Source organism: Agathobacter ruminis, assembly GCF_002735305.1.
In the GTDB taxonomy this organism is placed as follows: domain Bacteria; phylum Bacillota; class Clostridia; order Lachnospirales; family Lachnospiraceae; genus Roseburia; species Roseburia ruminis.
On the sequence record NZ_PDYG01000001.1, the window covers coordinates 66,579 to 80,510 of the forward strand.

Genomic DNA, 13,932 nt, shown 5'->3' on the forward strand with positions numbered 1-13,932 from the left:
TAGATACTTTGTAAGCGCTTCATAGCGCGTACGGATCAGAAACCAATAATTCAAAACCATTATTTCATTTCATTAGAAGTGTTATATTCATCATTTTGATTAAACCCCAAAAACCATGTTGTATTATCAACAAATGTAACCACATGAATTTTATTATTTACAACCTCTCGATTCGTTTTACTATCACCCAAATGGCGAACACATGAATTTATAAATTTCTTTTTAACAATCTCTTCGTCAGAATCACCATACATATAGATTATCAATTCAACATCTCTTGAAAGTAATTCATCATAAATCGCATCCATCCACCATGCGTCCATCTCGCCTAAAGACATTCCATATATAATAAAAAGTTCTGCTGTTTCAATGTAATCTCGATATTTCACTTCACATCTAGCCCAATATGGTTTTACTAATTTTTTTTCAAAAGAACGTCCTTTATCGTATTCCTTTAAATCTATTCCAAACAATAACGAACGAGGAACACCTTGAATACCATGTGGATGAATTACATCACACAACACATAAGACGACCATATGGATTCACTGCCACCTGAGCCTGCATTATTTGAATAAAATAGAAAATTAGTATCAACGTTTTTATGAACATGTGGGTCAAACTGATTTTTATCCAAATACAAATAATTCTCTAACAGATTTGTATAATTAAAATTCACAAAAACAAAATTAAACAAATCATAACAACCTGTTTTTGATGCAAATTTGGTCTCACCGCTAGGAAGATCTCTTAAAAAGTGCGATAACGTATTCCAAGCCCATTTGTTCTTTCTCGCTAATTGATTAAATTCTAGGATAAAAGAATAATCAACCACCTCGTTCAAAAACATAATAAAATACTTTTGAAGTTCATCAACACTTTTTTCAAGTTCAGATACATTATATGAAGACTTTTTCAACAATTGCGAAAGTGTATTCTCAAAATCGCTCCAGTTATCTTTATCATTTTCCTTGTCTTTTTTCATTTCTTTGAATAATATGTTATCTTTATTAGTAAGATCACTTAATAAATAATTATAAAACTCAGGATAACTTGTAGTCTTTCCGCTCGCAATTCCTTTCTTATACTTTTTCAATGCTCCTATATCGAAGCCATTGCCCACTAATGCCAATATATTGTGCTGTTTGTTTAGTTCATTAAAACTATTTCTATCGTATTCTTTAAACATTGCATCCTCCCTACCTGCTTACTGTATAATACTTCTGTATTCGTCAACCGAAAAATCGGTCATACACCAATCCCTACAGCAAGTCTGCATACCATTTATTTGCATTTTTTGTAATTCTCACTCTCGCCGGAAGCATATCTTGACCTCTATTCTTTAAGGCCATAATTGCGCCAACCCACCCCTTTAATTGCTCCGGAATTCTGTAGCACACATATTTATCATCCTCTTTAATCGTGATAGTTGGAACTCCATTGGCATCCATGCCTGCATTAACAACATCACATACTCGCATCCCATTTTCTATTTCTAAACCAGGCAGCTTTCTTGCATCCACATATACTTTAGCGCCCCATTTATTGAAAAAACACTCATTATTTATGAGCTTTTTGGGTTCTTTTTTTAGCTTATTATGAATCCTAGAATAGTATTGCTGTAATGCATCACACACAAATCCGTTAAAATACTCGCCCTGCATTTCAAGTGATTTTTGCATTTCGTCTGCAGAAACATTATCTATATACTCTAATAACGAAATAAACGATATTAAATCATCCGCATATGTGCTCGCAAATGATTTATACCAACTATCATTGATTTCAGATAAGACATGATGCAATTTTCTATATATACGTCGCTTATTATCATCAAGTCTGAACCAACTCTTATCTAAAATCACCTTCTGTAATTCTTTATAATCAGACGTCAGAGCCAAAGAAAGTGATTTCATAAACTTTGCTATAATTCCTGCCAGCATATCAGCCATACGAATTCCGAAAGCATCTTTAGAATCTCGTTCATATGCATTAATATGCCCCATATCTATAGCTGCCTTTAATGTTTTTTGCTCACAACCTTCTCTATCAATTATTAACGAATAGTTGTCTATACTTTGCTCCGTCAAGAATCTATTAAATCCATCAAACGGCATATGATAGTCCCACTCAAAAGTACTTACAAATGATAAATCGTCTAATATTATCAAGACTTGCCTGAAAGCCTCATTTTCACGCTGCTTTAAAGCCAGATTTTTCTTATTAGCCTCGATGCGATTCTTTAGAAAGATTCTTATTTCATCTATAAGTTTTCCTGGGCGATTATACATAGCATCAATGACATTTTCAGGATGATACACATGAATTGCCTTTACTATGCTATACCTCATTGCATCAATATCTACCATCAAATTATTATGATACTGAGCCAATAACTGTAGAAGAATGTATTCCACCTTACTTTGAACAGAAAAGTATACGTAAATGTCATCATCAAATAAATCAAGAAAATCCGATACCAACTCTAGATTTTCTCGCGACATGGATGCGAAACCATTTCTGAACTGTCCCAGTTTAATTGCAGAACTTTTCAGTTCACCATTGTGTTTTCGATCTTCATATTTATTCTCAAATTCAAGATATTTCTTTTCTAATTCCGCTTCTTTTTTCTCATCCCATCCCACTATTACGGTTATAAAATTCTCATAGTAGTTACTATTCTCCAAAGTACCTTGTGTAATGTTCCTACTATGTTCTGTTTCGTCATAATAAAACTTATGCACCAATATCCCCCTACCTTTTAAATAATACTGTTCTATGTAACTATATGCCGTTCCAACGCTTTCTCACTAATAATGTACGATAGAAACAAATATTTTACTTCCTACCAAACCAAATACCCCTGTCTCTTTGCGCTATCATAGACAGGTTGCATATTCTTCTCCAGAATATTATAAAACTCTGTTTGTGTATTTCCTCTTCGATATAATTCCTGGTTGGCCCATATCGAATGAAGATTATCCTTATAGCATTTCCTAAAGCTGTTTCGTATCTGTGGATGACTGTCATCATTGATCATGCCGTAAAGAATAAACTGATTATTTGCAAATTTTCCAAAGAAGCGATTCCAATCCGGCAGTTTATTGCTCTTTGATGAATTCAAAGAAGAATCCATTGGCATCAAATTCCATAGCTCATCATTCATCACAAACGACCATGGAATAAAATGATCAATATCATAATTTCCTTTTTCAATCGGTGCATCCGTAAACACATCTATGATGGGTTGTTGTTCAAGAATCAATTCCCATAAAGCTCTTACATGATTAAGCTTTCGCATTTTCTCATCCATAGGTGCAAGTTTATAGACCAGGCTTGGAACCTCTGGATTATTACTTTGAAGCCATTTCACTTTTTCAAATTGAATCCATCCTAATATGGAAACAGTATTATCCTTGATCAGGCTTATCCATTCAGAACTGAAGGTTACTTCACGCTTTAATCCCGTGCTCTCACCAATGACATATGGCAGCGGTGTAGATTGATTTAATAACTTAGCATACTGAATCAGCGCTCCTGTTCTTCCCCAATCTACATTCTGCTTCGCATGATCAAAGAAACCGGAAAGTGCTCTGTATGGAACATTTCTCGTCAATCTGTTCTTATATTCACGAAGCTCATGATCATATTTGATGATTTCACTTCTTATGCTTTCTGCGTCAGCATCTGCTCTTAAACCGCTCAGCTCTTGAAGCGTGATAACAGCAAGTTCCAGCGCATCTCGAGGCTCGCCAAGTAAAAAGCCACTCAAATGAACATGAAACTCCAACACGGTATACCATGCATTACAAATCATCTCATCAATAATGTCATTAAAAGAAGTTTTTACAACATCTCGTGAAATCATTTTGACGATTGCTTCAAGCCAATAAAACTTATAACAATAAGACGGATCTTTTAGCATTTGTGAGAAACCGACTACATCCAAATTGTTATAGTATTTCCCATCAATATTAAGGTCGAGCTCACCATTCATTATTCATTGCCCTCCCAGAATATCCGGTCTTTAAAGCCGCCTCTTTTATCCTGCTTATCTTGCTTGGTTTTCATTAATTGCTCAATGGAATATCCCCTGGCCTCACAAATAGCAAATAGCACTTCCAAAACATCCGCCATCTCTTCAATTGATTTATCAACTTGATATTCAGCAACTTCTTCATTAAGTTTTATATCCAATTCCTGAAGGTATTCTTCCTCCGACAAAATCCTGGTTATCGGATTCTTGCCATCGGCTTTTATTATCTCAGGAATTCGATCCCTCACAAGCTTTCCCATACTTAACCTCTTACCCTTTTATAAATCCGTGTATTTCGCACTGCTTCCCTTTGCCTTCTCCACCGGATACTTTGCTTCGTTCTGCGACATCTTCATATTGATTATCTCATCCGCATCAAATCCGAGCTTGTCCACGAGATTCTGGCAATATACCATGACATCCGCAAGCTCTTCTTTGACATGCTGCTCGTCAAAGTTCTCGTCATCCCATTGAAAGCATTCCAATAATTCCGCCGCCTCGATGACGATCGACTTAGCCAAGTTGGATGGTGAATGGAACTGGTCCCAATCACGGTCTTCTGTAAATTTTCTGATTCTATCGATTGTTTCTTGTTTCATATCCAATCCTCTATTGTATTCGTCAACCGAAAAATCGGTCAGATTTAAGTATAAATCAACAATAACCCAAAAACACCATAAAAATATCTTAGCATCTGAGTATGAAGGATATTTGATAAATCACACTTAAGTCATATTTTTCCTACCTAGCATCAACAAATTCTCTCAGATATGAAAATTGCTCTGCATCCAAAACGCTTTTATCGGATGTTTTAACAATTACCTGTATTCTTGTATCAAAGTAATTATCAGGAACTGAATTAAGATAATTTCTTAAAGCATCTAATTCAATAAACAAGTAATTATTCTTTGTAGCAAACCATTTACATAAAAAATTACAGCCTATTTTCCCCTGACATTCCGTCCCACATTCAAGTACTATAGTTTCTCCACTAGTCTTGACAAGATTCATCTCTTTACATTTTGGAGATCCTACTTTAGTAAACTGTGGTAAATCAACATTGACTATCAACTGTATTGTTTCAACAATGCTTTCCTTGCTTAAATAATTCTCCTTTATCCCCTTTTTTAAATCGTACTGAACATCTAGTTTATATCCCTTTGTAACCATATGAGAGAGCCAGTGAAACCTTGAAACTTCACCCATGTTGTTTATATTGTGATTAAGAATCAGCCTAGACACCCTATAGTTGCTCATGTCAAGCAAATCAGCAAGTCGTAACAGTATTTTTGTATACTTCTCACTCCAGTTCTGACTTTGTGCTGATGATTTTTTATAATAAATATCAGCAATATTATATCCATGTGCCTCTGAAACCTCAGCAACAATTTCTCTTAGCGCAGCATCTATAAATGAAAGTTCTTTTCGTGATCTTATCTCCTTTGCACTATCCTTGGCATGGTTAGAACGCACACGATTTTCATAAAACTCATCAACCTTAAGATAATAATCTTTAAGCATTTTCTTTACGGATTTATCAGACAAATTGTCGCCATTAAGACTTTTTCTTACATCGTTAATAAAATTGGTATATATTTCATCACTCTCATAGCTACTGTCCTGAATGGCATCCAAAAATGGGAACGTAACCATTGAAATATCATGTAAATAACAAGCAATAAATAAGATATAATAATCATTTTTCTTAATATCTATATAATCAATTGCTCTCACTAGTTTTACAGTATTTTGAACTAGATCAACAGCATGCTCTTGATTGTGCAATGTGTAAAAGTAGAGATGCTTAGAACCATTTTTCCAAATGTCACATGTATATTTATGAATCAAAATAAGATTATCTAATCTATCTACATCTGATACATAAGTTCTAAAATAACCAATAACTTGAAAAATAGAATAATCTACGGCACAATCAAATTCTTCATCAAGAAAACTATCTAAAAGATCAAAAAAGATTTTGTCCTTAAATCTATTAGAACGCAGCATCTCAAGAATACGCAGTTCTGCATAACTAATCTTCCTATTTATCCTTTTATGAAGTAAGAATTCATCACTAATTTCAAATCCAAGTATACCAGATATATATGCATTCAAAAGCATTCTCCGAATGGCCGATGAATTAGCGTCAACTAATCCAACCATAATAACAAAATCATCGTCCATTTTTGCTTCCAATATACTTTTACGCTTTGCCTCAATAAGTTCTTTTTCCATATATTTTCTTCGAAAATCATCTTTTTTCTTTTGGAAAAACAACATTTGATTTGTCACTCTCTTCTTTAGCGACAAGTACTTTATATCATCTATACTTATTTCCAATTCCACGTTGAAATATTTTGAGAAGGCCTGATAAAGATAAGAAGTATTCTTATTATCAGCATCAAACAGCAAATAATTTAGCCTCTCAACAAGTGAAAGCAACTCACTAATATCTTCACCCGAATTGGTCATCTCACGAAAAACAAGACTTAATAATGCCGAGAAGATATCTTCAGTAAAGTTTTCAAAGAATAAATCTAACTTTTTATGATTAACAACTTCTTTTAGTGTTTCCATAAAATCAGATTTAATCTCATCATCTATACCATTCGCTCTAATTGTCAGTTCATAATTTCTATACTTAAAAAACTTTTTATAACGAATGAGCTTTTTCTTATATGCTTCAAGTCCAATTTTCTCATCTTCTCCAGCATTCTTTAGCTGTTTCTTAACATCTTCAAGTTCCTTTTCAACTGCAAGTTTTAGCTTTTCTGTTTTATGTAGAAGAACCATATTTTCTTCATCAGAATAACTTGTATTTAATTCAAATGAAGTCTTAGATGTTTCTCTACCAATACAATTCAAATAAATTTCTGATGGTCTACTACTAGCGATATTAGAAGCTGTACTCTTTTCACCAGGTTCGTGTATTACAATGCCATAACTTGATTCACGGTCCTTTACATATTGATACAATTCGTCGGACAATCCTTCGGGTTTACGATTCATCCCTTGACTCATCCAAGATTTTATGTTGCTGTTTAGTTTTACAATGCTTTTACCCAGGTCAGCTTCATCTTTAATTTCGTTTGTAAAAATAACCGAATCATCAACGTAAAAGAACATTTTTGAATTAGGAAATACTTTTTTATACTGCCTTTCAATTCCAATCATTAATAAGTTCGCGAAAAAATAACTTTGTGGTAAACCTTGTGGAATTCCTTGTGCAAACCTGCAGGTAAAACTATTCTTTTCCCCTCTGTATCGATTTAAATCAGCCTCATCTAATTCATCTATTTCAACAAAAATAAGTTTTTCTAATATCTTTAAAATAGTTTTCCTGTTGTCCGGCGTAAGATTTACTGGTAACTTATTTACAATATATCTGTATAAAACAGAAGGATTAACCGACGGGAAAAAGTTCTTTAAATCTAAATCTACTTCCCATTTGTATTCAAGATTCTCGTGGTATTTTCGATAATTGTCATTAGCAATTTTATTATATTTTTTATACTGTATTTCCCATGGAGTAAAAAGATGTTCTATATCATAAGCAACTCTATTACCATAAAAATTATGAGGAATAAGACGGCTCAAATCTGACATTCCGACTTTATCCTCATCATCAAAATCATAAATAAGGAGGTTTAACATTGCTACAGCGGTAATTTGATCAAGTAAAGATGAATGGTGAAGAGGTCTAAAAACTGCTTTACCATCTTCATATTTCTTGGGTTTAAAAAATACTTTTGCATGTAAATAATTATCGCCATCTATAAGCCCAAGAAGTCGTTCATGAACCTTTTTTACCCACTGATTAATATTGTCTTCATTGAAAATATCTCTTAGCGACTCAAACTCGTTTTTTTCTTCGTGCGTAAGAAGCTCTTGATTGACTATATATGAATGGGCAGAATACAGCGCCAAAAAAATGTTACGATTATCAAATAAGCGCTCTCTATAATTGTTACTTCTCATCGTTTTCACTAAATCTGTCCAAAAACAGATCTACAACCTCCTCAATTTTATTATCTATCCCCTTCTCTAGCTCTTCTATTTTTATATTTCCAGCCAAAACAAAAGAACAGGCTCCAGCATATTTAATTTGATAATATATTTTTCCTGAATTAACCTTGGATTTGCTGAAGACATTTGATAAAACTACCCGATCTTCACCACCTTTTTGTTCATATACCCATGCATTATCAATTTCAATTCTTAGATTTTCTTTATATTCTTGAAGAGAATCAATTAGTTTATCCAAAAAAACTTTCTTAGTATTTAGCATTTTATTGCTCAATATAAATGCTGGTATAAAGTCTTTTAAAAACGTTTTATTGTATTGATACTCAGGATCGACAGCAGTCATATATTCAGAAAAGGCTTTAATAATAATATCTATATACACCACCTCATCATCTGAAACAATTCCCCTATCAATCCATGTGCGTAAATCTTTAGTATTTTCTATATCCATTGTATCCTCCCTTTGTACAGCCTCTTCTATGGCACTTTTTTACACGATACCAATAAAGTCATAATAACCATCATCCCACGTAACATAGTTGGAATAATCTTTGCCACCATAATATTTTATTCCATCTATCCCTGCACTTTTACAACACATAGAAATAAACGATGGAATCAAATACACCCTTGGATTTTTACCAACATCGTTTAATGGAAATCTTATGTATCTGAGTAATGTATTCAATCCTCTCATATTTTTGGCAGACAAATCTATTAGTTTTGCATTTTTAGTAACACCCACCTTAACCGTTTGCAAAACCATATCCTCTTTATCTTTTGCAGACATATGCTTACATATTTCTGTCTCTGCGCCTGTTTTTACATCAGAAAAATAAAAATATGCCTGTCCAGCATGATTATATCTACCTGGGCCTGCCACCCCATATGGTGCTTTTTTCATTTGCTTCCAAACATATGGTGCTTCATCTTTTGCACGCGCTCTACAATGATAGTATTCGTTACAATCAAACCCCATCTGAAATGGAAAATGGCAAATTAATCTATAAATCTTTTTCCCAACCTCATTCTGCAGTGCAAGCATAGGCATTTCGTCCAAATAAGTCATGAAATTCATAAGTTCATTCTCATTAAAGACTTCCTCCGAATCAGCTAGTTCAAATAAATCTTCACTTCTACAGATAATATTTAATTCTTTTGCATTAGCATAATCATTTTCATTTGGTACACTAACAAACTTTCGTTCATCACTTTTGTAAACAATACTCTCATTATATGCTAGTCGTTCAACACTAGATTTATTTAGTTCAGAAATGGCTGTTGCTAATCCAGCTGGCATAACAATATCTGGTTTTATGTTTTTCATCAACTCTGACGTTTTAACAAACGAAAAATCAGCCATTGCTATTGAAGTGCTATCCAAAGACTTTTGAATTGCATTAACACATGCAGAAATATTTGAATTTGCCAATCCCAATTGAACATCCTTCAACATCTGGGTAGCATTTGGTAAACTGGCCATCACAACAGCAGCAGATTGAACATTTGCTAACTGCTTCGCCACCTCACCATTACTGAACACTTGTGCTGCGATATACTTCTGACTCATCATCTCGGAAATAACAGGCTGGATATTCATCTGTAACTGAGAAGCCTTTAATGCGCTATTTATGTTACTTTGCAATCCTTCCACTGATTTGAACTGCTCCGCAACTATTTTTAGTGCTGACGTCATTCCTTTAAAATTAATCTGTCTAATTACTTTCTTCGTTGATTCCGAAAGCTGGCCTAACGATTCAGCAACATTTATATAGTCTTTTGCAGATGCCATTGCAATATCCCCTCCCAATACTAGCCTTGATATTTCTTAAAGTTTTCTGCCTGCTCTAATACTTCCTTGTATACATCATCAATCGTTACCGGTGGATAGTCATACTTATCCAATAAAAGAATTAGGTCCACCTGAAGATTTGCTTTTATATCTTCTCTTGTTGAAAAATCCGGGTATTTAGCCTTATCTTCAACTACAACCAATCACGGTCTTCTGTAAATTTTCGGATTCTATTTAGTGTTTGTTGGTTCATTTTCCTAATTAATTCCTATCATATTATTCTGCGTCACTTCTTGCTCTTGCCAAAAGAGAATCTACCAATAAAGCCATATGGCCATCTGCAACGGATACACCAATCCAGCTACCCTCGCTAAAATGATCTCTTCTAAAGTGCCATGCAATAACAGCAAGTATTTGTTTCTCTGTAAGATTAGCTATTCGTCCAATCTACAACATTACCATCCTGGTCAATTATTACTTCGTTGCAATTTTCAGTAGTTAATTCGTTTGTAATCTTCCCACCAAAAATTTGCTTTGGGCTTCTTTTTCTTGCACCCTTGTTTTGTTTTTGGAATTGTTTCTGCGCCATCCTCCATACTTTTTGGGGACTTCTTTGAATTTACGTTAGTAGCCGTTCCATCACGATTCACCTTCATCGTTCCAGATTCAAGTCCAGCAATCACCTTGTCAATCTTAGAATACGAATTAGCAAACTTCTTTGATTTATAAGCTTGAACGATCTTCTCATGTTTCTTTTTCCCCATGTAATCAATGAGTTGCTGAGTACTAACTTGACAATAATCACCCCCACGCACGTTTTCGATGCCATATTTTCTCATCAACTCAACCGTAATATTCTGTTCCATTTGTTCAGCATTTCTTTTGTATTTCGTATGAGTATTTCTTATAAATACAATACATATAGGCTTGTAACGGTATGTAAAGGAAGCACCTTTACCAGATTTATGTTCTGCATATCTTCGGGCTGGTTCTTTTGTAATCCCAACATAAAACTTCCCGCATTCAAGCGCCAGAACATATACCTTATATTCATCTATCATTTCTGCGAGTTCCCCACCATTTACTATCCAAATAGGCTTTTGTATGTGCTAATGCAGCTTGTATTTTTTATTCCACTCCTAACGCTTTAAATACCGCATCCTCTGCACTCTGATAGAATATCAGATTAAAACTGCTCATCAAATCAGGAGGTACAGTTCCAAGGTCTACTGCTGAAGTCTGAGGAAGAAGCACTTTCTTTGCGCCACTATCTAGACATACCTGAAGTGTATCAGCAAGATTCTCTGTCTTAATCATAGTTCCACTGATGCTAATCTCTCCCAATACTGCAAGGGAACTCTGTACAGGTTTTCCGAGTGCTATAGAGCACAGTGCAATAAGTGTTGGCAATGCCAATGAGCTTGTCATTCCAAGTCCCTGCAGATCCTGATAATTGATAACAAAATCCTTATTACCTACTCCGATAGCCCCACTGATACGCCCTGCATTCGCTTTTAAGAAACTATACGCAGTATTAGTAGCCTCTTTGCATCCTCTATCTGATCCAAGACCGGTTCTATCAAACTTCCCATTACCAGGAAGCATCTGAGATTCCAAGCGGAATACTCCTAGCATGCCTGACTTACCGTGAGAAACTGTATATACCTGACCCGGATTCATCATGCCTTCAGGAATAAGTTTGCCTCCTCCCTGTTCAGGTACAGAAACATAATGTTCCTCAAAAGTCTCATTATCGATGTATGAGAAGTTCACATCATAGAACTCCATGCCTCCTAACTTTTTAAGCTGCTCTTTTACTCTACGACGCATTTCTAAGGAAATCTGTATAATCTCCTCAAGCTGCTCCTTAGTAAACTCTCCGTCTGGATAAACAATCTTTATAAGACCACCTACCATCTTACGAACAGCAATTGTATCTCGCTGATTTAGGTTCTTTCCTAAACGGAAGTACTTCTCAATAGCATCGCCATACTGTTCCTTACGAAGCTCTCTGATAAATTCAGCAAGATAATCGGTTATAAAGCCATAATCATTAGTAAAATGCTCTGGTCTAAACTTAGGAATCTCCCAACCTGGAACATAACAATGCATTCTATCAAGAAATGCCGTATCTGTTCCCATTTCTGCAGGGAATGGATCAAATAAACTGCTGGTCTTTAAAAGTACATCCACACTCTGATTGATATTTCCAACGAATACCATTGAAGCAGACGCCGCCTTTTCTTCTTTCCCACGAGCAAATGAGCCAGACGCCATGTAATCCTTCATAATCTGTACGCCATCTTTATCCTTGAAATTGATACCAGCAACCTCATCAAAAGCAACGCAATCCCACATGCCAACAAGCCCCATAGTATGTCTACCCATGTTATAGAACAAATTAGCCACAGTAGTTTGACCTCCCGATACTAGGATACTATTAGGCGATACTTCCTTGTATATATGAGACTTACCTGTACTACGAGGGCCAAGTTCACAAAGATTAAAGTTGTTCTCCACCAGTGGAACTAGTCGTAGTAACAAAAGCCATTTTTCACGCTCAGTAAGTCTATCTGGCTCCATTCCTATGGAACGAAGCATTACATCAATCCATTCCTCTTTTGTAAATGCTTTTCGTCCCTGCTTGAGCTCATTAATATCTACAGATGGCATCTGAATTGGTTTCAGACTATTGATTGTAATTACAGGAGCATCCTTTTTCTTCTTTTTCTTGGGCTCATCCTTAACAAAACCTATAGGATTTGATTCCTCGACTTCCGCATTGTATTCAAGATTAATAATGCACCAGATTCCTCCACAAAGAAGTCTGTCGTATTTTTCTGGATATTCTTCAGCAATTGGCACACCACCTAGGCCAAGGTTTGAAAACTCAGCTTCATATTCATCATATTTAAGATTTAAGCTTACTGTAATTCTGTCAATGATACTCATTGAACCACGTTGACGCAGCTTTGAAAGTATCTTCTCAGATTCATCAGGACGCACATAATTATCTGCCAGAATGTGCTTTACGCTTTCCACTCCAGATTTTATGATTTCTTCATCTTCTGAATTACAATATTGCCCCAAAAGGTATTCCAATACGTATACTGGTACATTGGCACCTTCTTTTATATGTTTGGTTAAATCCTTGCGAACTATTTTCCCATCAAAGTTTTTTCGGAGTTTAGCATTAACAGACACACCATCTCCATTTATCTCTTCGACACTATTTATCAGCATGTTCCCTGCCATATATCCTCCTAACATTTATCTCTTATCCTATTTTTTTCAAAAAATCCCTGCCCAATTTGGTAATAGAATATGATTCAGTTTTTTTTACTTTCTTTGTCTTTCCAAGCCTAATGTTACTTAGATTTCCATTCTTTTTATTTTCTTCTTTTACACGTTTATCTAAATATTCAACTACAAGATCTATATTTGCATCTCTCTGGTCATCGTTATTACTATACAAAAGACCATGCCGCTCAAGTTTCGCCTTTATCATATCCATCTGCTCATAAGATATGCCTCGTTTTTCACATACATTTAGCCAATTTTCTTCATATTCATAGCTATACATCTTGAGTACATCAATATCTAACACTGTTAACTGATTAAGAGTTTCGAGAAAAATAAGCATAATATCATCTGTAGTATCCATATTCATCATATTGATAAACCCTTGTATTTGGTACGGAACTTTTTCTATCTGTTTTTCTTCATATAAATTATCAAGAATCCATTCAACATATAATCCCCTGAATTTATCCTGCATTTCATTTGATAAAGAAGTAATGTGATTATCTAGCACATCTATTTTCTTATCTAATACAGATAACGCTTCTTTTATATTTCTTTCAAAACGTTTTTCTTTATATGTAAGCCTTATTCCATTGAGTCGTGGTGCTATTGCAGCAAAAACCGAACCAATTGCTAATGCAGTGCCTTCTTCTACAACATGTTTTCCTAGCTCCGCTGCAGCCGTTTTTGCCAAATCACTTTCTAAAAAATCCTGTGCTCCATTTTCAGAAACAGCATTTATAAAGTCTTCCAATTTTCCCTTTGCCATTACTT

12 protein-coding genes are annotated in these 13,932 nt (G+C 34.8%); all 12 read right to left on the bottom strand.

Annotated features, from left to right (window positions below; genetic code table 11):
• Nucleotides 1-59: 59 nt before the first annotated feature.
• Nucleotides 60-1,190, bottom strand: a complete 1,131-nt coding sequence (locus tag CSX02_RS00420) for an AbiH family protein (RefSeq protein ID WP_099385209.1) — start codon at nucleotides 1,188-1,190, stop codon at nucleotides 60-62.
• Between the two features lie 73 nt (nucleotides 1,191-1,263).
• A complete protein-coding gene (locus tag CSX02_RS00425; protein ID WP_099385210.1) occupies nucleotides 1,264-2,745 on the bottom strand; it encodes a DUF3800 domain-containing protein in 1,482 nt (493 codons plus the stop codon).
• 101 nt (nucleotides 2,746-2,846) lie between these two features.
• Nucleotides 2,847-3,998 (bottom strand): HNH endonuclease domain-containing protein, encoded by a 1,152-nt coding sequence (locus tag CSX02_RS00430; protein ID WP_242970382.1) that lies wholly within the window; start codon nucleotides 3,996-3,998, stop codon nucleotides 2,847-2,849.
• Nucleotides 3,998-4,297 carry a nucleoside triphosphate pyrophosphohydrolase gene (locus CSX02_RS00435; protein ID WP_099385211.1) on the bottom strand — a complete coding sequence of 100 codons (300 nt, stop codon included), beginning with the start codon at nucleotides 4,295-4,297 and terminating at the stop codon, nucleotides 3,998-4,000. The genes CSX02_RS00430 and CSX02_RS00435 overlap by 1 nt, the downstream gene beginning before the upstream one ends.
• Before the next feature lie 18 nt (nucleotides 4,298-4,315).
• Nucleotides 4,316-4,636 (bottom strand): nucleotide pyrophosphohydrolase, encoded by a 321-nt coding sequence (locus CSX02_RS00440; protein WP_099385212.1) that lies wholly within the window; start codon nucleotides 4,634-4,636, stop codon nucleotides 4,316-4,318.
• Nucleotides 4,637-4,778: 142 nt separating this feature from the next.
• On the bottom strand, nucleotides 4,779-8,015 hold the full coding sequence (locus CSX02_RS00445) for an HD domain-containing protein (protein WP_143248106.1): 3,237 nt from the start codon (nucleotides 8,013-8,015) through the stop codon (nucleotides 4,779-4,781).
• The gene (locus CSX02_RS00450) at nucleotides 8,005-8,514 is read right to left on the bottom strand and encodes a hypothetical protein (RefSeq protein ID WP_099385214.1); all 510 of its coding nucleotides are present in this window, start codon (nucleotides 8,512-8,514) and stop codon (nucleotides 8,005-8,007) included. The genes CSX02_RS00445 and CSX02_RS00450 overlap by 11 nt, the downstream gene beginning before the upstream one ends.
• A 39-nt stretch (nucleotides 8,515-8,553) precedes the next feature.
• Nucleotides 8,554-9,855 (bottom strand): hypothetical protein, encoded by a 1,302-nt coding sequence (locus CSX02_RS00455; RefSeq protein ID WP_099385215.1) that lies wholly within the window; start codon nucleotides 9,853-9,855, stop codon nucleotides 8,554-8,556.
• 20 nt (nucleotides 9,856-9,875) lie between these two features.
• Complete coding sequence (locus tag CSX02_RS00460) at nucleotides 9,876-10,058, bottom strand: type I restriction enzyme endonuclease domain-containing protein (protein ID WP_242970383.1); 183 nt, start codon at nucleotides 10,056-10,058, stop codon at nucleotides 9,876-9,878.
• Between the two features lie 288 nt (nucleotides 10,059-10,346).
• Complete coding sequence (locus tag CSX02_RS00465) at nucleotides 10,347-10,916, bottom strand: GIY-YIG nuclease family protein (RefSeq protein ID WP_099385216.1); 570 nt, start codon at nucleotides 10,914-10,916, stop codon at nucleotides 10,347-10,349.
• Between the two features lie 67 nt (nucleotides 10,917-10,983).
• A complete protein-coding gene (gene brxL, locus CSX02_RS00470; RefSeq protein WP_099385232.1) occupies nucleotides 10,984-13,098 on the bottom strand; it encodes a protease Lon-related BREX system protein BrxL in 2,115 nt (704 codons plus the stop codon).
• A 34-nt stretch (nucleotides 13,099-13,132) separates the two neighbouring features.
• Nucleotides 13,133-13,927 (bottom strand): hypothetical protein, encoded by a 795-nt coding sequence (locus CSX02_RS00475; protein WP_099385217.1) that lies wholly within the window; start codon nucleotides 13,925-13,927, stop codon nucleotides 13,133-13,135.
• Between the last annotated feature and the right edge of the window lie 5 nt (nucleotides 13,928-13,932).